General features: G+C 73.2%; 19 protein-coding genes and 1 pseudogene. 8 read left to right on the top strand and 12 right to left on the bottom strand.

Features of this window, described 5'->3' with window-relative positions; translation table 11 throughout:
- Window positions 1-16: 16 nt before the first annotated feature.
- From KBZ10_RS04565 to KBZ10_RS04555, 3 genes and pseudogenes are all read right to left on the bottom strand, one after another.
- Complete coding sequence (locus KBZ10_RS04565) at window positions 17-1,648, bottom strand: ABC transporter substrate-binding protein (RefSeq protein ID WP_210986185.1); 1,632 nt, start codon at window positions 1,646-1,648, stop codon at window positions 17-19.
- Between the two features lie 584 nt (window positions 1,649-2,232).
- Window positions 2,233-4,104: a translational GTPase TypA gene (typA, locus tag KBZ10_RS04560; protein WP_210986184.1), complete on the bottom strand. Its 1,872-nt coding sequence runs from the start codon at window positions 4,102-4,104 to the stop codon at window positions 2,233-2,235.
- Window positions 4,105-4,275: 171 nt separating this feature from the next.
- Window positions 4,276-6,110 (bottom strand): annotated as a pseudogene (locus KBZ10_RS04555) (ABC transporter family substrate-binding protein).
- Window positions 6,111-7,400: 1,290 nt separating this feature from the next.
- On the opposite strand from KBZ10_RS04555, the gene KBZ10_RS04550 reads away from it, so the two are divergent.
- From KBZ10_RS04550 to KBZ10_RS04535, 4 genes are all read left to right on the top strand, one after another.
- Window positions 7,401-7,691, top strand: a complete 291-nt coding sequence (locus KBZ10_RS04550; protein ID WP_210986183.1) for a hypothetical protein — start codon at window positions 7,401-7,403, stop codon at window positions 7,689-7,691.
- 240 nt (window positions 7,692-7,931) lie between these two features.
- Complete coding sequence (locus KBZ10_RS04545) at window positions 7,932-8,807, top strand: hypothetical protein (RefSeq protein WP_247701814.1); 876 nt, start codon at window positions 7,932-7,934, stop codon at window positions 8,805-8,807.
- Window positions 8,808-8,889: 82 nt separating this feature from the next.
- The gene (locus KBZ10_RS04540; protein WP_210986182.1) at window positions 8,890-10,875 is read left to right on the top strand and encodes a fumarate reductase/succinate dehydrogenase flavoprotein subunit; all 1,986 of its coding nucleotides are present in this window, start codon (window positions 8,890-8,892) and stop codon (window positions 10,873-10,875) included.
- Window positions 10,872-11,639, top strand: coding sequence for a succinate dehydrogenase/fumarate reductase iron-sulfur subunit (locus tag KBZ10_RS04535; protein ID WP_210986181.1), 768 nt, complete (start codon window positions 10,872-10,874; stop codon window positions 11,637-11,639). Before KBZ10_RS04540 ends, KBZ10_RS04535 begins: the two co-directional genes overlap by 4 nt.
- A 31-nt stretch (window positions 11,640-11,670) precedes the next feature.
- Here the strand turns inward: KBZ10_RS04535 and KBZ10_RS04530 are convergent, their stop codons facing one another.
- The 6 genes from KBZ10_RS04530 to KBZ10_RS04505 all read right to left on the bottom strand — a co-directional run bounded on the left by KBZ10_RS04530 (window position 11,671) and on the right by KBZ10_RS04505 (window position 17,641).
- Window positions 11,671-14,313 carry a SpoIIE family protein phosphatase gene (locus tag KBZ10_RS04530; protein ID WP_374223301.1) on the bottom strand — a complete coding sequence of 881 codons (2,643 nt, stop codon included), beginning with the start codon at window positions 14,311-14,313 and terminating at the stop codon, window positions 11,671-11,673.
- 139 nt (window positions 14,314-14,452) lie between these two features.
- The gene (locus tag KBZ10_RS04525; protein ID WP_210986180.1) at window positions 14,453-14,929 is read right to left on the bottom strand and encodes an ATP-binding protein; all 477 of its coding nucleotides are present in this window, start codon (window positions 14,927-14,929) and stop codon (window positions 14,453-14,455) included.
- Window positions 14,930-15,125: 196 nt separating this feature from the next.
- Window positions 15,126-15,608 carry a (deoxy)nucleoside triphosphate pyrophosphohydrolase gene (locus tag KBZ10_RS04520; RefSeq protein ID WP_210986179.1) on the bottom strand — a complete coding sequence of 161 codons (483 nt, stop codon included), beginning with the start codon at window positions 15,606-15,608 and terminating at the stop codon, window positions 15,126-15,128.
- A 27-nt stretch (window positions 15,609-15,635) separates the two neighbouring features.
- On the bottom strand, window positions 15,636-15,812 hold the full coding sequence (locus KBZ10_RS04515) for an SPOR domain-containing protein (protein WP_210986178.1): 177 nt from the start codon (window positions 15,810-15,812) through the stop codon (window positions 15,636-15,638).
- Window positions 15,813-16,105: 293 nt separating this feature from the next.
- A complete protein-coding gene (locus tag KBZ10_RS04510; protein WP_210986424.1) occupies window positions 16,106-16,858 on the bottom strand; it encodes a GntR family transcriptional regulator in 753 nt (250 codons plus the stop codon).
- A gap of 516 nt (window positions 16,859-17,374) precedes the next feature.
- A complete protein-coding gene (locus tag KBZ10_RS04505; RefSeq protein WP_210986177.1) occupies window positions 17,375-17,641 on the bottom strand; it encodes a twin-arginine translocase TatA/TatE family subunit in 267 nt (88 codons plus the stop codon).
- 317 nt (window positions 17,642-17,958) lie between these two features.
- Between KBZ10_RS04505 and KBZ10_RS04500 the strand changes: the two genes are divergently transcribed.
- A complete protein-coding gene (locus KBZ10_RS04500; RefSeq protein WP_210986176.1) occupies window positions 17,959-18,180 on the top strand; it encodes a hypothetical protein in 222 nt (73 codons plus the stop codon).
- 91 nt (window positions 18,181-18,271) lie between these two features.
- Entirely contained in the window at window positions 18,272-19,306 is a 1,035-nt protein-coding gene (locus KBZ10_RS04495) for a sporulation protein (RefSeq protein WP_210986175.1), read from the top strand.
- Between the two features lie 104 nt (window positions 19,307-19,410).
- Here the strand turns inward: KBZ10_RS04495 and KBZ10_RS04490 are convergent, their stop codons facing one another.
- The 3 genes from KBZ10_RS04490 to KBZ10_RS04480 form a co-directional block, all read right to left on the bottom strand.
- Window positions 19,411-20,340 (bottom strand): M56 family metallopeptidase, encoded by a 930-nt coding sequence (locus KBZ10_RS04490; RefSeq protein WP_210986174.1) that lies wholly within the window; start codon window positions 20,338-20,340, stop codon window positions 19,411-19,413.
- Complete coding sequence (locus KBZ10_RS04485) at window positions 20,340-20,741, bottom strand: BlaI/MecI/CopY family transcriptional regulator (RefSeq protein ID WP_210986173.1); 402 nt, start codon at window positions 20,739-20,741, stop codon at window positions 20,340-20,342. Before KBZ10_RS04485 ends, KBZ10_RS04490 begins: the two co-directional genes overlap by 1 nt.
- Window positions 20,742-20,858: 117 nt before the next feature.
- On the bottom strand, window positions 20,859-22,448 hold the full coding sequence (locus tag KBZ10_RS04480) for a PucR family transcriptional regulator (RefSeq protein ID WP_210986172.1): 1,590 nt from the start codon (window positions 22,446-22,448) through the stop codon (window positions 20,859-20,861).
- A gap of 123 nt (window positions 22,449-22,571) precedes the next feature.
- Here KBZ10_RS04480 and KBZ10_RS04475 point away from each other — a divergent pair, with 123 nt between their 5' ends.
- Both KBZ10_RS04475 and KBZ10_RS04470 read left to right on the top strand, forming a co-directional pair.
- Window positions 22,572-24,074 (top strand): CoA-acylating methylmalonate-semialdehyde dehydrogenase, encoded by a 1,503-nt coding sequence (locus tag KBZ10_RS04475; RefSeq protein ID WP_210986171.1) that lies wholly within the window; start codon window positions 22,572-22,574, stop codon window positions 24,072-24,074.
- A gap of 25 nt (window positions 24,075-24,099) precedes the next feature.
- Window positions 24,100-25,449 (top strand): aspartate aminotransferase family protein, encoded by a 1,350-nt coding sequence (locus KBZ10_RS04470; protein WP_307847185.1) that lies wholly within the window; start codon window positions 24,100-24,102, stop codon window positions 25,447-25,449.
- Window positions 25,450-25,486: the final 37 nt, after the last annotated feature.

Here is a 25,486-nt window from a genome sequence, read left to right as displayed (position 1 = left end):
CCGTGTAAGGCCGGGGTCAGGACTTCTCGACCTTGACGAGATCAACCTGGTTGAACAGGTTCATCTCGACGTTCTTGACCTTCTCCGAGTGACCGAAGACGTTCTTGCCGAAGCGCAGCGGGATCACCGGCATGTCTTCGACGAGGATGTCCTCAGCGGCCTGCCACTTCTTGATGGCCTCTTCCTCGGTCTTCGCCTCGCGGCCCTCCTGGACCAGCTTGTCGAACTCCTTGTTGCTGTACCCGTAGTAGTTCGAGGAACCGTCGGTGGTGTACAGCGGGCCGAGGTAGTTCTCCATGGACGGGTAGTCCATGATCCAGCCGAGCCGGAACATGCCGGAGAACTGCTTCTTCTCGACCTGGGTCAGCAGTTCGGCGAACTTCGGCACGGCCTGGCTGACACAGTCCAGGTCGAGGTTCTTCTTGAGCTGGTCGCAGGTGGCGTTGATCCACTGCTCGTGGCCGCCATCGGCGTTGTGCCCGATGTTGATCTTGTTGCCCTTGATGCCGCCGGCCTCCTTGAGGAGCTTCTTGGCGGCGGCCGGGTCGAACTTGCAGGCCTCGCCGCAGGCGTCCTCGCGGTAACCGGCCACGACGGGGGAGACGAAGGCGTCGGCCGAGGACTGCGAGCCCTGGAAGACGACGTCGATGATCTCGTCGCGGTCGATGGCCATCGAGATGGCCTTGCGGATCTTCGGGTCGTCGTACTTCTTGTCGTACGTCGGGAAGGCGACGAACTGGAAGGTGGAGGCCTCCGAGGTCAGGAAGCGGTCCCCCAGCTCCTTGGGCGCGGACCCCATGACCTCGGTCGGGATCTGGTTGATGACGTCGAGGTTGCCCGCCAGGAGGTCGTTGTACGCGGTCTCCTGCTTCTGGTAGACGCGGAAGTCGACGCCCTCGACCTTGGGCTTGTCACCCAGCTTGTAGTCCTCGAACGCCTTGACCTTGACGAGCTTGTCGTGCTCCCACTCGCCGTCCATCTGGAACGGGCCCTGGCCGATGGGGGCCTGCTCGTAGGCCTTGATGTCCTCGAACGCCGACTCGGGCATCGGGTAGAAGACCGTGTAGCCGACGACCGACTTGAAGCCGGAGAACGGCGCGTTGAGGGTGACCTCGATGGTCTTGTCGTCAACGGCCTTGAGGCCGGACAGCTTGTCGGTCTTCGGCTTGGGAGCCTCCTTCGGGCCCTCCTCGCCGTCCGGGTCCGTCGGGTTCATGTCCTCGTAACCCGCGATGGTCCCGAAGAAGTAGTTGCCGTCGGCGGCGTTCGGCCCGTAGGCGCCCCAGTTCCAGGCGTCCACGTAGTTCTGGGCGGTGACGGGCTTGCCGTCGTGCCAGGTCGCGTCCTTGAGCTTGATCGTCCAGACCTTGTTGTCCTCGGACTCGATGCTCTCGGCCGCCGCGAGGACCGGCTGGTTCTCGGCGTCGAACTCCACGAGCGGCGTGAACAGCGCCGAGAGGACCTGGGAGCCCGCCGACTCCGTCGCGGCCTGCGGGATCAGCCGCTTCGGCTCCGCGATGTCCATGCTGAAGGAACCGCCGGCGCTGTTCTTGTCGTCGTCACCGCTGTCACCGCTGCCGCAAGCCGTCGCGGACAGCGCCACGATAATGGCGCCCGCGACCCATTTGGCACTTCTGGCACCGCGCATGGGTGTGCCTCCTCAAGAGTCCATCGTCAGTACATGGAAGGGGCCGGTCGCGGGCTGACACCCCTGACAGCCGCAGCCGGCACCTGTGCTCGTGAGTCGGCGCGCTCCCCACAGCGCGTGACCCATTGACCCGAGCTCGATGGACCCCACTATCGGTCACCCGGGACCCTTGAAACCACACGTCAGGGATCTCGGTTTGGTCACATCAACCAGGCCGGATGGCCGAAATCCGGGCAAACTAAGCCCATACAGACAGGCATGAAACGGACTGTTGACTCATGTACCGGATGACGGGGACCGATAGTCGAACGTGATCCGAGGGAAAACAGATTGACAACGGAGATCAACAAGGCCCGGCGCACGACCCGCTCGGCACCCTCTCCGGCGCCCTCTCCAACAGGGCTGCCGGGCGTCGATTACCCACGCGTAGCCCACCGGAAACCGGCGAGAACCAGCCATCCGGCCGGCGGCCGCGGTGGACGCCGCCGCGGACACCGCCCGCGAACGCCCCCGGGGGCGCCCCGAAGGACGCCCCCGGACCGGCCGGAAGGGCCGCGCGGCGCCGGGGCCCCGCAGCCGCCGGCTCAGCGCTTGGCGCGGGAGGCCGCGCGGGCCCGCTCCTTCTGGTCGAGGACGACCTTGCGGATACGCACCGTCTCCGGGGTCACCTCGATGCACTCGTCGTCCCGGCAGAACTCCAGGGACTGCTCCAGGGAGAGCAGCCGCGGCGGGACCAGGGACTCCGTCACATCGGCCGTGGACGACCGCATGTTGGTGAGCTTCTTCTCCTTGGTGATGTTGACGTCCATGTCGTCCGAGCGGGAGTTCTCACCGACGATCATGCCCTCGTAGACCTCGGTGCCCGGCGACACGAACAGCACACCGCGCTCCTGGAGGTTCGTCATCGCGAAGGCGGTGACCACACCGGAGCGGTCGGCCACCAGGGAGCCGTTGTTCCGGGTGCGCAGCTCGCCGAACCACGGCTCGTGGCCCTCGAAGATCGAGTGCGCGATGCCCGTGCCGCGGGTCTGGGTCAGGAACTCCGTCCGGAAACCGATCAGGCCGCGGCTGGGCACGATCCACTCCATCCGGATCCAGCCGGAGCCGTGGTTGGTCATCGTCTCCATCCGGCCCTTGCGCGCGGCCATGAGCTGGGTGATGGCGCCCAGGTGCTCCTCGGGGGAGTCGATGGTCATCCGCTCGATCGGCTCGTGGACCTTGCCGTCGATCTCCTTGGTGACCACCTCGGGCTTGCCGACGGTCAGTTCGAAGCCCTCCCGGCGCATCGTCTCGACGAGGATGGCCAGCGCCAGCTCCCCGCGGCCCTGCACCTCCCAGGCGTCGGGACGCTCGGTGGGCAGCACCCGGAGGCTGACGTTACCGATCAGCTCGCGCTCCAGCCGGTCCTTGACGAGGCGGGCGGTGACCTTGTGGCCCTTGCCGCCCTTGCCGACCAGCGGGGAGGTGTTGGTGCCGATCGTCATCGAGATGGCCGGCTCGTCGACCGTGATGAGCGGCAGGGCCACCGGGTTCTCCGGGTCGGCCAGCGTCTCGCCGATCATGATGTCCGGGATGCCGGCGACCGCGCAGATGTCACCCGGCCCCGCCTTCTCGGCCGGCTTGCGGGTCAGCGCCTCGGTCATCATCAGCTCGGTGATCCGGACGTTGGAGACGGAGCCGTCGCGCTTGATCCACGCGACGGTCTGGCCCTTCTTCAGCTCGCCCTGCTCGACGCGGAGCAGCGCGATGCGGCCGAGGAAGTTGTCCGCGTCCAGGTTGGTGACATGGGCCTGGAGCGGGGCGCTCGCGTCGTACTCCGGGGCCGGGACGGTCTCCAGGAGCGTGGTGAAGAACGGCTCCAGGTTCTTGCTGTCGGCCGGGACGGTGCCGTCCTCCGGCTTGGTCAGCGAAGCGATGCCGTCGCGGGCGCAGGCGTAGACGATGGGGAACTCGATCTGCTCCTCGGTCGCGTCCAGGTCGAGGAAGAGGTCGTACGTCTCGTCGACGACCTCGGCGATGCGGGCGTCCGGGCGGTCCGTCTTGTTGATGCAGAGGATCACCGGCAGCTTGGCCTGCAGCGCCTTGCGGAGCACGAAGCGGGTCTGCGGCAGCGGGCCCTCGGAGGCGTCCACCAGCAGGACCACGGCGTCGACCATCGACAGACCGCGCTCGACCTCGCCGCCGAAGTCGGCGTGACCGGGGGTGTCGATGATGTTGATGGTGACGGGGCCGCCGCCGGCCGACGGGTGGTACTTGACCGCGGTGTTCTTGGCGAGAATGGTGATGCCCTTCTCGCGCTCGAGGTCGTTCGAGTCCATCATGCGCTCGTCGAGGTTCTCGGCGGCGTGCGCGGCGAAGGCGCCGGCCTGCTTGAGCATGGCGTCGACGAGGGTCGTCTTGCCGTGGTCGACGTGGGCGACGATGGCTACGTTACGGATGTCGTGGCGCGTGGGCATACTGCGGGGCACTCCCGGAATCGTGGATGGCGGCGCGTACGGTCCGGCACGCGCGCCCGCCGGGCTGGAACATGCCTCGGCCTCACTCCATCGTACGGGCCCCGGCGCGCCCGGGGCTCATCGGCCGCCCGGGCGGATCGCGGGGGCCCCGGGCGGATCGCGGGGGGCGGCTCAGCGGCGGAAGCCCACGTCCTGGTACCGCGGCGTCGCGAACCCGAAGGCCCCGGCGTTGACCACCCCGGGCCGTACGGCCACCAGCTCCGGCCGCTGGTAGAGCGGGATCGCCCCGGCGGCCGCCCAGATCCGGGCGTCGGCCCGGTTCATCAGCTCCCGGGCCACCGACTCGTCCAGTTCCTCGGCCGCCTGCTCGAAAAGCTGGTCGATGCGGTCGGTTCCGACACCCGTGTAGTTCTGCTGGACGGTGAGCGAGCCGTCCGGCGCGGGCCGCGGCTTGGCGAAGACCGGCCGGGCGTCGGTCGCCGGAAAGGCCGTGGCCGGCCAGGAGTAGAGGGCGAGGTCGAAGTCCCCGGACGCCACGTGCTCCCGGAAGAACTTCTCCCCCGCCACCTCCTCGATCTCCGCCCGGATGCCGACCGCGGTCAGCATCTGCGCGATCCGCTCCGCGACGGCCCGGAGCTGCTCGGCACCCCGCCCCTTGGGAAGGACGAACTCCAGCGTGAGCGGTACGCCGTCCTTGTGCAGCACATGGGCGTTGCCCGGCAGAGCCCGCTTCCGCGCCTTCCCGCCCTGCTCCGCCGCCTTCTCGCCGGTCTCCCCGTCGGCGCCGTCCTCCCGGTTTCCGGCGTCCTCGCTGTCGGCGTCCCCGGTCCCGGGCTCCGCCGTGATCGTCCGCCAGCCCGCGTCCGCGAGCATGGCCTGGGCCGCCGCGGGATCCTTCCCGCCGAGGGCCGCGCTGTTGTCCTGGTACCCGGGCTGGCCGGCCAGGCGCAGATGACTGCCGGGCGGGGCGGCCGGGAGCTCCAACGGTTTCAGCACCGACTCGGCGAGCGCCGAGCGGTCGATGGCGCGGGCCACGGCGCGGCGTACCCGCTCGTCCGCCAGCGGCCCCCCGGCGCCGTTCAGCGCGAGCTGCGTATAGGCGGGGGCCAGGGAGCGGCGGACGTCGATCCGCCGGAGCGCGGCCGATGCCGCGCCGCGCCGCCGGGCGGCGGTGTGGATGTCCTCCACTTCCGGCCGGCCGATCCCGGCGATGTCGAGCTTCCCCCCGGCCAGCGCGGTCACCCGCCGCTCGCGGGGCACGGCCGTCAGGACCAGCCGGTCGAGCTTGGCACGGTCGCCCCACCACCGGGGGTCGCGGACGAGGGTGACGGAGCGCTTGCGGGCGTCGCGGGCGCGCAGGGTGAAGGGGCCCGCGGTGGCCTTGAGGGTCCGGCGGGTGACGTCGTTGAAGGCGTCGGCCCCACCCGTCGCCGACTTGGGGTAGAGCGGGGTGAAGAGGGAACGCCAGTCGGCGTACGGCGTGCCGAAGGTCACCCGGATCTCATGGGCGTCCCGGCCCGGATCGACAGCTCCCGGGCCACGCGGTCGTAGCCGGCGTTCCGCGCCGTCCAGTAGGCACGGTTGCGGCCGTTCAGCGCCTGCCACTGGGCCCGGAAGTCCGCCACGCCCAGGGGGCGGCCGTCGCTCCAGACCGCCTTGGGATTCAGCCGGTAGACGACCACCTGCGCCGGCTCGTGCCGGACGACCTCCGCCGAGCGGAGATAGTCCGGGTTGCGCTGCGGACGGCCCGCGCTGTCGAGCGTGAAGAGCGCCGGCAGCACGGCCCCGGCGATGCGGTCGGTGGTGCTGTCGGAGTCGGCCTGGAAGACGTTGAGCGTGGCGGGCGCCGAGTCGACGGCCCACCGGACGGTGCCCCCGTCCCGGATCCGGTCGCGGGGGGTGGCGGCGATGTCGGGCCCGGCCGTGGGCGCGGACGCCTCGTCGTCATCGCCCCCGCAGGCGGTGAGACCGGCCAGGCCGGCCAGCAGGGCTCCGGCCAGCAGCAGCGCGGTGCTGCGGTGGGCGCGGCCGCGCGGGGCGCCCGAGCCGGATCCGGCGGTTCCCCGGCCCGGACGGGACGGGCCGTGGCCCCGGCGGGACGTGCCGTGGCCCGGACGGGGCGTGCCGGGACGGGCGCCGGCGGCAGGGCCGGTGCGGATGCCCGCGGTGTCCGCGTGGGCCGGGCCGGGACGGGCGCCGGTGGCAGGCCCGGTGCGGATGCCCGCGGTGTCCGCGTGGGCCGGGCCGGGACGGGCGCCGGAGGCAGGCCCGGTGCGGATGCCCGCGGTGTCCGCGTGGGCCGGGCCGGGACGGGCGCCGGAGGCAGGCCCGGTGCCGGAGGCAGGCCCGGTGCCGGTGCCGGTGCCGGTGCCGATGCCCGCGGCCGGTCCGGTGCCGGGGCCCGCGTGGGCCGGGGCGGGGCCCGCGTGGGCCGGGGCGGGGCGGGGATCGTCTGCACCGGTGCTGGACATGCTGTACCTCCGGGCTCGCGCGCGTCTCTCCTCACCACTGAAGGGGAGGCCCGGGGCCGGGGCACGACGGATACGGCCGGCGGCCGGGGATGCCACCCCTGCGGGTGACGCATCGCCTCCGGCCGGGTCGCCTCCGGCGGGGTTCTGCACGCGTTCGCCTCCGGCGGGGTTCTGCACGCGTTCGCCTCCGGCGGGGTTCTGTGACCTTTCGCCTCCGGCGGGGTTCTGCACGCGTTCCGGTGCGGCGCCGTTTCCCCGCGCTACGCGCGGGCGCAGCCCACCCACGGCCACCCGTTGCCCCGCGGCGAGATGACTCCGCCGGCCTCGTGTCCCGACCGCCCGTGCCCGGCTGCGGCGCCGTTTCCCGCGCTGCGCGCGGGCGCAGCCCACCCACGGCCACCCGCTGCCCCGCGGCGAGACGCTTCTGCGCCTCCCCGCGCGCCGCCGCCGTGCCCGGCTGCGGCACCGCTGCCCCCCGCGCTGCGCGCCGGTGCCGCCCGCCCACGGCCACCCGCCGCCCCGCGGCGAGATGACTCCGCCGGCTTGGTGCCCGGTCTCCGGGCGCCGGTGCGGCACACGCCGGTCCTCTCCGTCTCGGCGGCGTATGAGCCGGCCGCGCGACCGGGGCCCGTGGGACCGCCTCCGATGAGGGGAGGGGAATCGGTGCCGTACGTACGCGGGGCGGGCGGACGGGGGTTCGGGGATGCCGCCGGTGGCGGGTGACGCGGAGCGCGATTCGCCGCTGCCGTCTTCACAAGCGCGCGTGTGACGCGCGACACTCTCCGGGTGTCGCACACCGCAACACCGCGGAGGTGAGGGCGAGTTATGTCCCTGCACGACGATCTGCGAGCCGCGCAGCGCTGTCTCGACGAGCTGGGCCGGACGGTCGGCCGTCTGGAGCGCCAGGTCGGCGGAGGTCCCGACATCCGCCGGGTGCGCTCGGACACCGAGCATCTGCGCGAGAGCCTCGCGCTGCTCAGGGAGGCGGCCCCGGCCGCACTTCCACGGGAGCCCGGGCAGGACGTGATCGTCATCCCGGACACTCCGTACAACACGGCCCTGTGGGCGGACGCCGAGGACGAGGGGCTCGGGGCCCGTCACGGGCAGGGGCCCTGACGGCAGGCCGGCCCGGCAGCCGTCCAGGCCGCGGGCGTCCGGTCCCGGTCAGCGCCGCGGGCGTCCGGCCGCGGTCAGCGCCGCGGCCACCACGGTCACCGGGCCTCCGGCGCCCGGGCCGCCTTCCGCCCCCGGCCCCCTCGCCCCCGGATTCCTCCCTCGCCGGGGGCCCGAGCCCCCCGCGGGCCGCGCGACGCACGCAGGCCCCGCCGCCCCATCCGTCCGACACCGGAGCCCCTCTTGGCCACTGGCACCGACTCCTCGACCGCCGGAGAGACCGGCGGCAGCACCGGCCCCGGCCACGGCACAGCCCCCGGCGGCGTGCGCCGGGGCGTGGATTCCCCGGCGCGCGCCGCCATCGGCGCCCGCCATCTGCGGACCGACCGCTGGTGGCTGGCGCCCGCCACGACCGCGGCCGGGCTGCTCGCCTTCGTCGTCTACTCGACCTGGCGCGCCTTCGCGAACGCCGACTACTACGCCGCCCCGTACGTCTCGCCGTTCTACTCGCCCTGTCTGGCGGAGAACTGCGAGCCCATGAAGGCGGGCCCCAACTGGCCGCTGTTCGGGGAGTGGTGGGGCCTCTCCCCGGCGCTGATCATCCTGGTGTTCCCGCTCGGCTTCCGGCTGACCTGCTACTACTACCGCAAGGCCTATTACCGGGGCTTCTGGGCCGCTCCCCCGGCCTGCGCGGTCGCCGAACCGCACGGCACATACCGCGGCGAGACCCGGTTCCCGCTGATCCTGCAGAACATCCACCGCTACTTCTTCTACGCGGCGCTGCCGGTGGCCCTGATCCTGACCTACGACACGGTGCTCGCCTTCCGGGACGAGGACTACGCCTGGGGCCACATGGGTCTCGGCACCGTGATCATGCTGGTCAACATCGCGCTGATCTGGCTCTACACCGTCTCCTGCCACTCCTGCCGGCACATCATCGGCGGCCGGCTCAAGCACTTCTCCCGCCATCCGGTGCGCTACCGCCTCTGGGGCTGGGTGAGCCGGCTGAACGCCCGCCACGCACAGCTGGCCTGGGCCTCGCTGATCAGCGTCGCCCTCGCCGATCTCTACGTCTATCTGCTGGCCACCGGGGTCTTCGACGATCCGAGGCTGTTCTGAGCGGAGGGCGGGAGTCCCCGGGCCCCCGGGGTGTTCCCGGAGTGACGAGAAGGACGACAGCACCCCGAGCGATAGGACAACGATGACCCAACCGGAACAGCAGGCCTGGGACGTGGTCGTGGTCGGCGCCGGCGGCGCCGGGCTGCGCGCCGCCATCGAGGCCCGCGAGCGGGGCGCGCGCACCGCGGTCATCTGCAAGTCCCTGTTCGGCAAGGCCCACACGGTGATGGCCGAGGGCGGTATCGCGGCCAGCATGGGCAATGTCAACGAGGGCGACAACTGGCAGGTCCACTTCCGCGACACGATGCGCGGCGGCAAGTTCCTCAACGACTGGCGGATGGCCGAGCTGCACGCCCGGGAGGCCCCGGACCGGGTGTGGGAGCTGGAGACCTGGGGCGCGCTCTTCGACCGCACCGCCGACGGCCGCATCTCGCAGCGCAACTTCGGCGGCCACGAGTACCCGCGGCTCGCCCACGTCGGCGACCGCACGGGCCTGGAGCTGATCCGCACCCTCCAGCAGAAGATCGTCTCGCTGCAGCAGGAGGACTTCCGGGAGCACGGGGATTACGAGGCCCGGCTGAAGGTCTTCCAGGAGTGCACCGTCACCCGCGTTATCACGGACGGCGAGGGGGACGGCGGCCAAGTCCGCGGGGTGTTCGGCTACGAGCGCGAGTCCGGCCGGTTCTTCGTCCTCCGGGCGCCCGCCGTGGTGCTGGCGACCGGCGGCATCGGCAAGTCCTTCAAGGTGACCTCCAACTCCTGGGAGTACACGGGTGACGGGCATGCGCTGGCCCTGCTCGCGGGCGCCCGGCTGACCAATATGGAGTTCGTCCAGTTCCATCCCACGGGCATGGTCTGGCCGCCGTCCGTGAAGGGGATCCTCGTCACCGAGTCCGTCCGCGGCGACGGCGGCGTGCTGCGCAACAGCGACGGCAAGCGGTTCATGTTCGACTACGTCCCCGACGTCTTCAAGGAGAAGTACGCGCGGACGGAGACGGAGGCCGACCGCTGGTACGAGGACCCGGACCACAACCGCCGCCCGCCCGAGCTGCTCCCCCGCGACGAGGTGGCCCGCGCCATCAACGCCGAGGTCAAGGCCGGGCGCGGCTCCCCGCACGGCGGGGTCTTCCTCGACGTCGCCACCCGCATCCCGGCCGAGACGATCCGCCGCCGGCTGCCGTCGATGTACCACCAGTTCAAGGAACTGGCGGACGTCGACATCACGGCCGAGCCGATGGAGGTGGGCCCCACCTGCCACTACGTGATGGGCGGTGTCCGGGTGGAGCCGGACACCGCGCAGGCCCGGGGGGTGACCGGGCTGTACGCGGCGGGCGAGGTCGCGGGCGGTATGCACGGCTCCAACCGGCTGGGCGGCAATTCCCTGTCCGATCTGCTGGTGTTCGGCCGCCGCGCCGGGCTGCACGCCGCGGAGTACGCCCTGGCGGCGGCCGGTGAGCCCCCCGCGGTGCGCGAGGCCGCCGTCGAGGCGGCCGTCGCCGAGGCGCTCCGCCCGTTCGGGGCGGCGGAGGACGGTGCGGACGCCGCGGACGGTGCGGGCGGCGGTGCCGGCGCCGAGAACCCGTACACGCTCCATCAGGAGCTTCAGCAGACGATGAACGACCTCGTCGGCATCATCCGGCGCGGCGGCGAGATGGCCGAGGCCCTGGAGCGTCTCGGCCGGCTGCGGGCCCGCGCCGGGCGCGTGGTGGTGGAGGGCCACCGGCAGTTCAATCCCGGCTGGCATCTCGCCCTGGACCTGCGGAACATGCTGCTGGTCAGCGAGTGCGTGGCCCGCGCCGCGCTGGAGCGCGAGGAGAGCCGCGGCGGCCACACCCGCGAGGACCATCCGGACATGGACCGCGCCTGGCGGCGGATCAGCCTGCTGTGCTCGCCGGCCCCGGAGGAGGACGGCCCGGCGGCGGACGGCCCGGCGGCGGACGCCTCCGTCTCCCGCGGCCGGATCGAGCTCACCCGTGTCACCACCCCGCCCATCCGCAGTGACCTGCTGGCCCTCTTCGAGAAGGACGAACTGGGCAAGTACCTGGCCGACGAGGAGCTTTTCCAGTGACCCACACCGTTCACTTCAGGGTCTGGCGAGGTGACGCCGAGGGCGGCGGCCTGGCGGACTTCGACGTCGAGGTGGGCGAGGGCGAGGTCGTCCTCGACGCCATCCACCGCCTCCAGGCGACCCGGGCGCCGGACCTCGCGGTCCGCTGGAACTGCAAGGCGGGCAAGTGCGGTTCGTGCAGTGCCGAGATCAACGGCCGTCCGCGGCTGCTCTGCATGACCCGCATGTCGGTCCTGGACCTGACCGCGCCCGTCACGGTCACCCCGCTGCGCGCCTTCCCCGTGCTGCGCGACCTGGTGACCGACGTGTCGTTCAACTACGCCAAGGCCCGCGAGGTGCCCGCGTTCGTGCCGCCGCCCGGGCTGGCGCCCGGCGAGTACCGGATGCGGCAGGAGGACGTCAACCGCTCGCAGGAGTTCCGGAAGTGCATCGAGTGCTTCCTCTGCCAGGACGTCTGCCATGTGGTGCGGGACCACGAGGAGAACAAGGCGGCCTTCTCCGGGCCGCGTTTCCTGATGCGCGTCGCCGAGCTGGACATGCACCCGCTGGACGCCGCCGCGGAGACCGGCCTCGACCGGAAGACCACGGCACAGGAGGAGCACGGCCTCGGCTACTGCAACATCACCAAGTGCTGCACGGAGGTCTGCCCGGAGGGCATCGGGATCACCGACAACGCGCTGATCCCGATGAAGGAGCGGGTGGCCGACCGCCGTTACGATCCGCTGGTCTGGCTGGGCTCGAAGATCCGCCGCCGCGGGGCCTGATCCCCGCGGCGGGGCCGGACGGTCCGGGGAGTCAGTAGAGGCTGAGCAGCGCCTCGACCGGGTCCGCGCCCGTGGACTCCCCGTCCGGCAGGGCCAGTTCGAACCAGACGGTCTTGCCGCGCGGGGTGCGCCGGCTGCCCCAGCCGCTGCTGAGCAGCCCGACGAGCTGCAGGCCGCGGCCGCCCTCGTCGGTGTCACGGGCGCGGCGGCGCCGGGGCTGGACCAGGCCGCCGTCCCACACCTCGCAGACCAGGGTGCGGTCCAGCAGCAGCCGGAGCCGGATCTCTCCCTCGCCGTACCGCAGGGCATTGGTGACCAGTTCACTGACCAGCAGCTCGGTGGTGTCGACGAGGTCCTCCAGGCCCCAGGCCACCACCTGGTCCCGGGCCAGTTCCCGGGCCCGGGAGACGGACTGCGGTTCGCGCAGCAGCGTCCAGTCGCCGACGGACTCCGCCGGCAGGCCCTGCACCCGCGCCATCAGCAGGGCGGTGTCGTCCTCGCCGTGCTGGGTGTGCAGGGTGTTCAGCACATGGTCGGCCACGTCCTCCAGGGGCCGGCCCTGGTTGTTCAGGGCGGCGCGGAACGCCTGCAGTCCCTCCTCCAGCGGGTGCTCGCGCGATTCGACGAGACCGTCGGTGTAGAGGGCCAGCAGCGCACCGTCGGGGAGTTCCACCTCGACCTCCTCGAAGGGCTCTCCCCCGACGCCGAGCGGCATCCCGGTGGGGACCTCCATCATGAGCGCGGATTCGCCGGGCTCCACCAGGACGGGCGGCAGATGACCGGCGTTGGCGAAGATGCAGCGCCGGGTGACCGGGTCGTAGACCGCGTAGACGCAGGTGGCGAGGTAGATCTCGGAGAGGTCGTCGGTCTCGCGGCCGCTCCGGGCGGCCGAGCGTGATCCGCTCTGGGCGGCGTGGGCGCCGTGCGCGCCGGCGGGCGCGGCCAGGCCGCGGGCGATCTCGTCCAGATGGGAGAGGACCTCGGCCGGTTCCAGGTCGAGCATGGCCAGGGTGCGGACCGCGGTGCGCAGTTCGCCCATGGCGACGGCGGCGCGCAGGCCGCGGCCCATGACGTCGCCGACGACCAGCGCCGTGCGGTGGCCGGGCAGTTCGATGACGTCGAACCAGTCGCCACCGACCTCGGTGGCGGTGGTACCGGGCAGATAGCGGCAGGCGATGTCGAGGCCGGCTGCCTCCGGGTCGCCCGGCGGCAGCAGGCTGCGCTGGAGGATCAGCGCCCGCTCGTGCTCCCGGCGGTAGAGGCGGGCGTTGTCGATGAAGACGGCGGCGCGGGAGGCGAGTTCGGCGGCCAGGCCCAGATCGCGCTCGCCGAAGGGCTCACTGCCCTTCACCCGGGAGAAGCGGACGAGCCCCACCACCGTGTCGTGCGCGATCATCGGCACGGCCAGGGTGGACTGCACGATCGCGGCCAGGTCGGGCCGGTCGTCGCTGCCCCATCCGGGGATGACGTGCGTGCGGCCGGTGCGCAGGGCGTCGGCGAGCGAGGAGTCGAAGGGGTACCGGTGCACGGCGCCCACCTTCACCGGGGCGCTCGCGCTCCGGGACCCCTCCTCACCGCCCGGCTCGGGCAGCGGCAGTGGGGCGCCGGAGACGGCGCTGGCGAAGGCGACCCGGCGCATCTCGGCGCTGCCGTCGGCCAGCCCGGGCGCCGGCTCACGATCCACCCGCGCGGAGAACGGGGCCTCGTCCCGGCTGAGGAGTCCCTGGAAGAGGTCGACGGAGGCGATGTCGCAGAACTGCGGCACGGCCACCGCGAGCAGTTCCCGCGACGTGGTCTCCAGGTCGAGGGAGTTGCCGATCCGGGCACCGGCGGCGTTCAGCAGGGCCAGGTTGCGCCGGGCACTGGCGGCTTCGCGTTCGGCGTTCCGGCGCCGGGTGACGTCGGTGCCGAGACCGGCCACACCGATGGGGCGGCCGGCCGCGTTGTGCAGCCGGTAGAGGTTGACGGTCCAGCGGTGCTGCTCCTCGTCGCCCCGTATGGAGCCGAGGAGTTGGAGGTCGGTGACGGGGCTGCCGGTCTCCAGCACCTTGCGGACGGCGTTCTCCAGCCGGTCGGCCTCGCCGGGGGGCAGGTAGTCGGCCGGGACGCAGCCGCGGTGCGACTCGGGGGTGCCGCCGAAGACGGTGGCGAAGCGCTCGTTCACCCGCATGAGCCGGAGGTCCGTGCCGAACAGCATGAAGCCCATCGGAGATTGGCCGAAAACCGCCTCCGAAACGGCCAGGTCGGTCTCGATCCCGCGGAGGGCGCGGACGTCCACGACGATGCAGACGGCGCCGCGTTCGCCCTTCTCGTTGTCGGCCGGCATCACATAGACCTCGGCGAGGCCATGCGCTCCGGACGTGCCGGCGGACCGGTAGGGCACCAGGCCGACCCACTCGCGGCCGTCCATGATGTCGGCCATCCGGCGGTGTCCCCGGTCCCGCAGATCGGGTCGGAGGAAGGCGTCGACCGGGTCCTTGCCGAGGGCGTCGCGAGCGGGGATGCCGAGCTGTTCCGCGGCCCGGTCGCTCCATTGCGTGATCCGGCCGTCCGGTCCCAGCGAGAAGGAGGCCACGCCGATGTAGTCGTAGATCGAGCCGGGCGGGTGCCCCTGCCACGTGGGCACACCGGTTCCCTCGCCGGCCGACCCCGGCCCCGCTGGTATATCGCTCACGCGCCCGTCCCCTCCAGCTCACCTTGCCCGGACCGGCATGGGCCGAGTATCCAGCACCAACACCATCCGGAACACGGCCTTCACGATCACAGCACGGTTTCAACTGCCGAATCGGACGTGATCAGATCCTTTCTCTCTCCTAACCGGAGAGGACCAGCTCGAACCACACCGTCTTCCCCGATCCGCCCTGCCGGGCACCCCAGCGGTGGGAGACACCGGCCACCAGCTGCAGTCCGCGGCCCCCCTCGTCCTCCGGGGCGGCGATGCGCGTCAGGGGCGGGTCGGGCAGGGGATCGGACACTTCGACCACCAGAGTACGGTTCGGGGTGCGCTCCATACGGACTCCGATCGGGCCGCTCGCATACCGCAGGGAGTTGGTCACCAACTCACTGACCAGCAGTACGGTGATATCGCTCACAGCGTTCAGCCGCCACTGCCCCAGCGTGGCCCGGGTCAGCGCCCGGGCGTCGCGCAGCGCCTCCGGTCCGGCGGGGAAGCTCCATTCGGCCACGTACCCCTCCAGAGGCGGCGTGCCGGGAGCCACCGGTCCGGCAGGGCGGAAGGAGAGCGGGACCACCGGTTCGGGGGACCCTGGGGTGTCGCTCACGCCGACCACTTCCCAACCGGTACGGGAGGCCGGGCGTCACCGCCCGAGCAGGGTTGCTGGCAGACTCCGACCGGACTTATCCGGCCGAAGCATCCGAAGCATCGCCTACCCGATATCGCGGTGTGAATATCTCATTACCGTGCCTTATGGGGGCTGCTGTGGCACGAACGGCGCAGCGTGCCCGCCCCACGCCCCGGCCCCCGCGTCACTCCGCCCCGGCGCACGCCCCGCCCGCTTCCGCCGCCAGCCGCCGCACGGCCTCCGCCACGGCGGGGCGGTCCTGGTCCAGCCAGTCCACCTCGTCCGCCCGGGCGGGCGTCAGCCAGCGCAGCTCGTCGTGATCCTGCAGCGGACGGGGCTCCCCCGAGACCAGCCGTGCCGTCCACACCTCAAGGACATAGGGCGGCTTGAGGGGCCAGGAACCCGGGATCCGGGCCAGCGGGGCGATCTCCACCCCCAGCTCCTCGCGGAGCTCCCGGACCAGGGCCTCCGGTGCCGTCTCGCCCGGCTCCACCTTGCCGCCGGGCAGTTCCCACCGGCCGGCCAGAGCGGGCGGCGCGCTGCGGCGGGCCGCGAGCAGCCGCCCGCCGCGCAGGACGGCGCCGCCGACGACGACCCGGGCCCCCGGCGGGTGCGGGGTCTGCGGGTGCGGGGTCTGCGGGTGCGGGTTTCCGCCGTCCCGCGTCATCCGAGGTCCTCCGTCATGGGAGGGACTCTACGAGCCGCGGGCCACCCGCTCGACCACGTACAGCTGTTCACCCCCGGACCGGTGGAGCCGGTCCTTGGCCTTCTCCGCCTCCGCACGGGTCGCGTAGCTGCCGACGCGGTAGCGGTTGCCGTTCTCGTCCTCGCGTATGACGAGCCAGGGGAGGGCGGGACCACTGTCGCTCATCGCCGCCCCTCCCGCGCCACGGCGCGCGAGCCCGCGCACAGGGATCCATTCTCTGAGGAAGCAGCAGTCTGCATATGCCCGAGCCTACGCCGGGCCCTCACGGAGCGGATACGAGTTTGCACGAAGAGGCACGCATCCGGCCACTCGTTCGAGCGGGAAAACGCGCCCGGCGCACGGCACGGCGGACCGGGGACGAGGGCCCCGGAGTGCCCGGCGGACACCCGGGCCACCGAGGAGATGCCGAGGCGGGGAGGTGCGGAGGCGCGGGCGGCGGCCGGGGGCGGCTCCGGCGGCTACCGCACGGGAAGGTGGTACGAGAGGCGGTAGCAGTCCGCCGGGATCACCACGTCGGCCGTCTCCACCGCCCGGCCCGAGGCGAAGAATGTCCGGGAGACGACGATGACCACCCGCCCGGGCAGCCCGCCCAGCAGCGTCGTCTCCTCCGCGAGCCCGGGCCGGGCCCCGACCTCCTCCTGGACGTTGTCCACGACCACGTCGATCGCCGCCATCCGGTCCACCACCCCGCGCCCGGCCAGCGGGCCCTCCTCGGGCAGCATCACGGGGGTGCGGCCGGTCAGCGCCAGCGGCTCCCAGGAGGTGACGATCATCATCGGCTCCCCCTCGGCACGGTGGAGATAGCGGGTGCACATGACCCGGTCACCCGGCTCCGCGCCGAGCCGCCGGGCGACCTCGGGGGACGCGGCCTCCTGCTCGCTGCGCGACTCCCAGGTGCCGCGCACCCGCTCGTCGGCCTGCTCCTGCCGGAAGGGGGTGCTGTCGTCGGCCAGCCGGTAGCCGGTCCGCGCGATACGGCGCGGCTCCAGGCGCTCCCGTACGTAGGTGCCCGAGCCGGACCGGCCCTCCACCAGCCCTTCGGCCATCAGCACCTTGCGGGCCTCCAGGGCCACGGTGTCGGAGACGCCGTATTCGGCGCGGATACGGGCCTGGGAGGGGAGTCTGGTGTGCGGCGCCAGGGAGCCGTCGACGATCTTCTGCCGCAGGTCGCCGGCGACCCTGAGATACGCGGGCTGCTCACCGAAGGACACGTGCCCCTCCCAACGGGTTGACATTCTGCGACAGCTTGGCAACCGAGAGTTGCGACCGCAAGCGAAGGCCAGAGATTCGCCCGAAGGGCTGATGCTGGGTGGGAGCAGGCATGAACGGAGGCGGCCGGGGAAGCGGAGCACGTGCGCCGTGTGCGCCGTGTGTGCTGCGTCCGGCGAGAGCGCCGGCTGTGCCGGGTGCGCGGGGCGGGCACGTCACGCCCCACCCCGCGGCAGGCGGGACGGGGCGGAGGAGACGGCGCGGCCCGCCGGCCGCGGTCCGCTTCGCCGGGCGGGCCCCGGCGGTTCGGAAGCGCAGGGCCCAGGAGTCGAGGAGCCGGGATGCGCGGAGGCCGGGTCACGGATGCGAAGCTTCCGGACACCGCCCGACGTCTCGCCGGAGGCGTCCACCGCATGGCGGGCGGTGCTCTTCGCGGCCCCGCCGGGGCCGGCCTCCTTGAGGACGTGAACGGAACCGCCGGGGCCGCCAGTTCGATCCGCGGGCCACCGCCGCCCCGTTCACGGGCGCGCGGCCCCGCTTCCCGGACCGGCGTCCGCACGGGAGATCACGTCACCGGAGGCGGCCCGGATGGTGCGGGGAGCCGCCGCCTCCGGGGCGCCGCCGCCGGAACCGGCCCCGTCTCCGCCCGCCTTCATCGCCCTGGCCTCGCTCTTGAGGATCCGCGCCGACTTCCCCAGCGAACGCGCCAGCTCGGGCAGCTTCCTGGCTCCGAGCAGCACGACGACGACGATGAGGATGAGGGCGATTTCGCTGATCCCGAACATCCGTGTATTCCCTTCTGCGCACCGATGGTTGTCCCCGTCTGTCCGAAAGTCGCCCCCGGCCGGGAGCCTGCCGGCCCCCGTACCCGCCGGAGCCCCGGCCCTTCCGCACCGGACCGGGCCGGGGGGGACCGCTTCTTTCGGACGTTCCCCCGCCGAGACCCCCGCTCCGCGGCCGGCGCGACACCGGACGGCTTATTCTTCTACACGCATGTAGAAGATGAACAGACGGCCCGTCAGCCGCCGGCCGGAGCATGCCCCGGGCGGCGGTGCGGCAAGCGTCTGTGCCCGGACCGGCGGATGAACGTCAGGAGGACACGGTGGCTTCGATCGACCTGGACAAGGTGCTGGACAAGGCGTGGGCGGACAAGAGCCTCCCCGAGGTTCTGGCCGCACCCGTATCGGCCCTCAAAGGCGTCTCGGACCGCGATGGCGAGCTGCTGCAGGAGGCGTTCGGCGTGAAGACGGTCGCCGACCTGGGTTCGCTGAAGTACGCCCGCTGGGCCCAGGCCCTGGTGGCACTGGACGTATCGGACAAGTGACCGTGAGCCGCGCGCCGGGCCGTCACCGGGGAGGCCGGACGGCGGCACGGCGGCGCCGGCGAGGAACGAACAAGAAGGAGTGAAGGCCGCGATGGTGTTCAAACGGCTGCTGGGGTCTCTCGGGGTCGGCGGACCGACCGTGGACACGGTTCTGGAGGGCGGCGCCGTACCGCCCGGCGGAGTCCTGCGCGGGCACGTCCATCTGCGGGGCGGGAGCGCGGACTTCGAGATCGAGCAGATCACGCTGGAGCTGGTGGCCCGCGTCGAGGCCGAGCACGAGGAGGGTGAGCGGGAGGGCGCGGTCGCCTTCGAGCGCTTCACCGTGGGCGGTGGCTTCCGGCTCGCCGAGGGCGAGGAGCGGTCGGTCCCGTTCGCCGTGACGCTGCCGTGGGAGACCCCCGTCACGGAGCTCCACGGGCAGCCGCTGGGCGTGGTCCTGGGGGTGCGGACCGAACTGGCGGTGGCGGGGGCGAAGGACAAGGGCGACCTGGATCCGCTGTCCGTCCGCCCGCTGCCGGTCCAGGAGGCGGTCCTGGAGGCGCTCGGGCAGCTCGGCTTCGGGTTCACCTCCGCCGATCTGGAGCTGGGCCATATCCGGGGCACCGGGCAGCGACTGCCGTTCTACCAGGAGATCGAGCTCTCCCCGGCCCCCCGGTACGCGCACGCGGTGAACGAGATCGAGGTGACCTTCCTCGCCGGTCCCGCCGGGGTGGAGGTCGTGCTGGAGGCCGACAAGCGCGGCGGGCTGTTCTCCGGCGGCCACGACGCCCTGAGCCGGCACACCGTCGGCCATGAGGACGCCCCTTCACGCGACTGGGCCGCCGAGATCGACTCCTGGGTCCGGCAGCTCGTCGAGCACCGGGCAGCGTACGGGTCTCCGGCCCCGGCTCAGTACGGGCCCGGCGCCCCCTACGGAGGCGGGGCCGCGGCCAAGGACGACCACCACGGCGCCCACCACCACGGCGGTCACGGTTCCGGCCCGGGCATGGGCACGGCCATCGCGGCCGGCGCGGCCGGCCTGGCGGTCGGCGTCGCCGGCGGCCTGGTGGCCGCCGAGGTCGTCGACGAGATCGGCGACGCCTTCGAGGGCGAGGACGAGGAAGGCGAGGAGGGCGAGGAGGGCTGACCCCCCGCCCCGGGGCAGGGCATCCGGTCCCTGCCCCGGTGTACCGCGGCACACCCGCGGCGGCCCGGGCCCGCCGGACCCGCCCCGCCCCGGTCGGCCCCGGCTCAGAGCGGGGTGGCCGCGTGGAGGATGAGAAAGAGGGCCACGGCCGCGTTCGCCGAGGAGAAGGCGGAGGCCGCGGTGCCCATGGCCGCGGTCCAGGCGGCCAGTCCGGCGGTCGTGCGCGCCGGTGGCCAGACCCGGGCCGGCGGGGCGGGATCCAGCAGCGCCCGGACCCTGCGGGGCACGGGACCGGGAGAGGCGAATCCGGCGAACGCCGGTGCGGGCGCCGGATTCGCGACCAGCGCGGCCCTGGCGATGGCGCGGGCCACCAGGCGCCGGTCCCCGACGGTGCGCGCCGCCTCCTCGTCCGCCCAGCGCTCGGCGCCGAAGAACACCGCGGTCCGCAGGGGCCGCAGAAAGGGGTTGGCCCGGGCCGCCAACTGGACGGCCAGCAGCAGGCGGTGGTGCCGCGCCGTCAGATGCACCCGTTCGTGGGCGAACAGGGCCCGGCGCTCCCGGGGTTCGAGGGCGGCCAGCATGCCCGCGGACACCACGATGCGGCCCCGCGCGCCGGGCAGCGCGTGGGCGTACGGGGTCGCGTCGGGCAGGACGGCCACCTGCGAGCCGGGCAGCCCGTCGAGGGCCCGCCACAGGCGGCGGCGCATCCGCCGGTGGCGCCAGAGCGTCAGCGCGCAGCCGCCGGCCACGGTGTTGAGCACGGGAATGGCCGCGACTCCCAGGACCTCGTCATAGGGCACCGCCTCCCGCACCTCCGGATCGGACCAGCCGTCCGGCAGCGGATTGCCCGGGAGTTGCGCTGTGCCGACGACCATGAGCAGGGCCAGGCAGAGCGTGCTGCACACCGCCAGGACGGCGGCGGCACCGGTCAGCAGCAGGGTGGCCGCGCGGGGATGGAGATGCTGTTCGGCCAGCCGGGCGATGGGCCAGGCCGTCAGGGGCAGCACGAGCGGCAGGAAGACGAAGACGCCCATCACCGGCCGTCCGGGGCGTCGGCTTCCCGGTCCAGGAGCTCCCGCAGCAGCCGCTCGTCGTCGGGCGGCAGCGCGGTGACGAAGCTGGCCAGCACCGCTTCCCGGTCCCGCTCGCCGTCCAGCACCCGGCGCATGCGCAGCGCCGCGAGCCCTGCTTCGTCGGAGGCCGCCCGCCAGGTGAAGGAGCGGCCGGACCGTTCCCGGGTGACGGCCTGCTTGGCGTGCAGCCGGGTGAGGATGGTGATCACGGTGGTGTACGCCAGGCCTCCGTCGAGCCGGTCCAGCACCCACCCGGCGGTCGCGGGTCCGGGTGCCTCGCGCAGCACGGACAGCACCTGGGCTTCCAGTTCGCCCTGCGCCCGCCGCCGCGGCCGCGGCCCGCCGCCGTCCCGCTCCGCCATGGCCCCTCCCTCCGCGGCCGCGCCGTCCGGCCGAGATCAACGGTCCATCGTACCGACCGGGCGCGGGTCCGCGGTGCTCCCGCCGGGCGGCGGCCGGCGGCCCGGTGCCGCGCCGGGTCACCGCCCCTGCGGCGTCCCGCGGGCCAGCACGGCCACATGCAGCGAGGTGCGCGTCTCGGCGTCGGACAGGTCCAGCCCGAGGATCCGCTCGATGCGCGCGATCCGGTCGTAGAGCACCGGCCGCGAGATGTGCAGCGCGGCCGCGGCCGCCGTCTTGTCGCCCGTCGTCAGCAGCACCCGCAGCACCTCGTACAGCCCGGTGCCGTGCCGGGCGTCGTGGTCGGTCAGCGCCCCGAGTTCCCGCTGCACGAACCGGGCGACCCGGTCGTCGTCGGACAGCAGGTGGAGCAGTCCGCGCAGCCGCACGTCCGCCAGGCGGTGGTAGGGGCGGGCTGGGTCGGCGGCGCGCAGCGAGGCCGCCACGTGCTGGGCCTCGGCCAGGGAGCGCCCGGCGTCCCCGGGGCGCCGGACCGTCTCCCCCGCGGCCAGGACGGTTTCCCCCGGGGCCCCGGTCGCGGCGGCGACCGCGGTGAGGAGGGCGTCGGGGTCCGCTGTCGCGGGCAGGGCGAGGAGCGCGACGACGTCGTCGGGCTCGACGGCGACCAGGGCCGGCACTCCCCGTTCGCGGAGCGCCACGGCGAGGGAACCGGCCAGCGTGGTCAGGGCGTCGGCGGCGACGAACGTCCGGCGGCGGCGCTGGACGACGGGCCGGGCGGCGAGGCCCAGCAGCGCACCGCCGGTCAGCGGCACGCCCGCCTCGGCGCAGCGGCTGATCAGTTCCTCGTCCACCACCCGGTCGCGGAGCGCGGTGAGCAGGGCGTGGTGCGCCTGGCGCTCGACGCCGTCCCGGTGGCGTGTGTGCAGCCGGTGCAGCGCGAGGGCCGCGGCAGCGCGTTCGACGAGGACGAGGTGGCGGTGCGGCGGCGGCTGCGGGGTGACGAGCACGAGCCGGCCCCAGTCGTCGCCGCGCGAGCCGACCACGGTCACCAGCCAGCCGGCGCGGTGGTCGTAGCCGGTGCGCTCGCCGAGCCGGATGGCCCGCGAGCGGTCCTCCCAGTCGTGGAGCAGGTCGGAGTCGGGCCGGCCGCCGGTGTGGTAGCCGAGGATCCGGTGCCGGAAGGACTCCAGCACCACCGGGCACCCGGCGAGGCGGGCCGTCTCGGCGAGGATGTCGGCCGGCCCGGCCTCCGCCATGCTGAGCGCGGTGAACGCGTCGTGGATCTGCCCGGCGGCGCGCAGCTCCACCACTTGGGCGTCCACGACCTGCTCGCCGACGGCCTGGGTGACGCTGACGAAGCGCACCTCCCGGCGGAGGGCCACCAGCGGCAGCTTCTCCCGTTCGCAGGCGGAGACGAGCGAGCCGGGCAGCTCGGCCGTCCAGCGCCGGCCCAGCTCCACGACCAGACCGGCCGCCCCGGCCCGGCTGAGTTCCCGTACGTAGCGGTCGAGACCGGCGGCGTCGGCGGGCAGGGCGATGCCGGTGGCCAGGACGAGTTCGCTGCCGCGCAGCAGCGGCGCGACCTCCGGGAGCTCCACGCAGTGCACCCACCGCACCGGGCGGGTGACCGCCTCCGCGGCGGCCACCACCTCCGGGTCGCCCTGGCGCAGTTCGGGCATGGCCAGGACATCGGCAACGCTCGGGAACACCGCCTCATCCCTTCGCCGTCCGGCGCGGCCGGCCGGCCGCCTTTACAGAGTGTCGGCAGATCGTGCCACATCCGACGGTGTGCAGCTACGCCCGGGCGCGTAGGAGCCGGTGCAATGTGCCGCATGACCGACACACAGCAGCGCATCACCCACTGGATCGGCGGCAGGCCGTGGACCGGCACCCCGGAGCGCACCGGGGAGGTCTTCGATCCCGCGACCGGAGCCGTCACCGCGCGGGTGGACCTCGCCTCCGCCGACACCGTGGACGAGGCGGTCGCCTCCGCCCGCGACGCCTTCACCGGCTGGCGCCGGACCTCGCTGTCCAAGCGGGTCACGGTGCTCTTCGAGTTCCGCCGGCTGCTGGCCGAGCGGGCCGGCGAAGTGGCCGCGGCCATCACCGCCGAGCACGGCAAGGTGCTCGACGACGCGGCGGGAGAGGTGCAGCGGGGTCTGGAGGTCGTGGAGTTCGCCTGCGGCATCCCGCATCTGCTCAAGGGCGGGCACACCCCCGGCGTCTCGACCGGGGTGGACGTGCACGCGCTGCGGCAGCCCCTCGGGGTGACGGCGGTGATCTCGCCGTTCAACTTCCCGGCGATGGTCCCGCTGTGGTTCGTCCCGGTGGCGATCGCCTGCGGCAACAGCGTCATCCTGAAGCCGAGCGAGAAGGACCCGTCCGCCTCGCTGCTCCTGGCCCGGCTGTGGAGCGAGGCGGGGCTGCCGGACGGCGTCTTCACCGTGCTGCACGGCGACAAGACCGCCGTGGACGGACTGCTGACCCACCCGGACGTGGCGGCCGTGTCCTTCGTCGGCTCCACCCCGGTCGCCCGGTACGTGTACGAGACGGCGAGCGCCCACGGCAAGCGCGTGCAGGCGCTGGGCGGGGCGAAGAACCACATGGTGGTCCTGCCCGACGCCGATCTGGACCTCGCCGCGGACGCCGCCGTGAACGCCGGTTTCGGCTCGGCGGGCGAGCGGTGCATGGCCATCAGCGCGCTGGTGGCCGTGGAGCCGGTCGGTGACGCGCTGGTCGCCAAGATCGCCGAGCGCGTCGCCGGGCTGCGGGTCGGCGACGGCCGGCGCGGCTGCGACATGGGTCCGCTGGTCACCGCCGCGCACCGGGACCGGGTGGCCGGCTACGTGGACGCGGGCGTGGCGGCCGGCGCGGAGCTCGTGGCCGACGGCCGGAAGCATCCCGTCGACGGGGAGGCGGGCGGCTTCTGGCTCGGCCCGACCCTCTTCGACCGGGTCACCCCGGACATGTCCGTCTACACCGACGAGATCTTCGGCCCGGTCCTCTCCGTGCTGCGCGCGGCCTCCTTCGACGAGGCGCTGGACCTGGTCAACGCCAGCCCCTACGGCAACGGCACCGCGATCTTCACGAACGACGGCGGCGCGGCCCGCCGCTTCGAGGAGGAGGTGGAGGCCGGGATGGTCGGGATCAACGTGCCCATCCCGGTGCCGGTGTCCTCGTACTCCTTCGGCGGCTGGAAGGACTCGCTGTTCGGCGACACGCACGCCTACGGCCCCGACGGCGTGCACTTCTTCACCCGGACCAAGGCCGTGACCACCCGCTGGCCCGATCCCCGCGACCGCGGCATCGACCTCGGTTTCCCGCAGAACCGCTGAGCCGCACCGAGAACCAGGAGACGACGTGAACAGCAGGCACGACGCGCTGCAGGACGCCGCGGCGCACCATCTGATGCTGCACTTCTCGGCGCAGCACATCGACGATCTGCTCGTCCTGGAACGGGGCGAGGGGCCGTACGTCTACGACACCCGCGGCAAGCGCCACATCGACGCCCTGTCCAGCCTGTTCTGCTCCCAGCTCGGCTACTCCTACGGCGCGGAGATGGCCGAGGCCGCGACCGCGCAGCTCACCCGGCTGGCGTTCAACACCAACTGGGGCACCGCGCACCCACCCGCGATCGAGCTGGCGGAGCGCCTCACCGCGCTCGCGCCCGAGGGCATGACCCGGGCGTTCTTCACCTCCGGTGGCTCGGAGGCCGTGGAGGCGGCGTGGAAGATCACGCGCGAGTACCACCTGGCGAACGGGCAGCCGCAGCGCACGAAGGCCATCGCCCGGGAGACCGCCTACCACGGGGTCACGCTGGGCGCGCTGTCGTTCACGGGGCTGCCGAAGTTCAAGGAGCCGTTCGGGCGGGCGCCCGTGGACGTCACGCACGTGTCCGCCACCAACGCGTTCCGGGCACCCGACGGCGGCGACCCGGAGGCCTTCCGCACCCGGCTGCTGGCCGAGATGGAGGACGCGATCATCGCCGCGGGCCCCGACGAGGTGGCGCTGATCATCGCCGAGCCGGTGCAGAACGCGGGCGGCTGCTTCACCCCGCCGCCCGGCTACTGGCGCGGGCTGCGCGAACTGGCCGACCGGTACGGGGCGCTGCTGATGGCGGACGAGGTCATCACCGGCTGCGGCCGGCTCGGCGAGTGGTTCGGCATCGCGCGGGAGGGCGTCACTCCGGACCTGGTCAGCCTGGCCAAGGGGCTGACGTCCGCGTACGCGCCGATGGGCGCCGTCGTCGTCGCCGAGCGGGTGGCGGCCGCGCTCGTCGACAACGGGCGGCCCCTGCGGCACGGCATCACCTTCGGCGGGCATCCGCTGTCGGCGGCCATCGCGCTGCGCAACATCGAGATCTTCGAGCGGGACGGTGTGCTGGAGAACGTGCGCACGCTGAGCCCGTATCTGGAGAGCCGGCTGGCCGGGCTGCGGTCCCTGCCGATCGTCGGGGACGTGCGCGGCGCGGGCTTCTTCTGGGCCCTGGAGCTGGTGAAGGACGAGGCGAACAGCCGTTTCGACACCGCGGAGCGGGACCGGCTGCTGCGCGGTGTGCTGCCCCGGCGGCTGCGCGAGGCGGGGATCATCGCCCGCCCCGACGACCGGGGCGACAGCGTGCTGCAGATCGCGCCGCCGCTGATCTGCGACCGCGCGGTGCTGGACGAGATCGTCGACGGCCTCGCGGAGGTCCTCACGGACGCTGTGTGACGCGGCGCGCCCGCACGGTGCGGGACGCGTTACCCAG

The sequence above is a fragment of the Streptomyces sp. F63 genome, assembly GCF_018070345.1.
Taxonomy (GTDB): Bacteria; Actinomycetota; Actinomycetes; order Streptomycetales; family Streptomycetaceae; genus Streptomyces.
The sequence above is the reverse complement of the archived record's forward strand: the minus strand, read 5'-3'. Positions and strand labels throughout refer to the sequence as shown.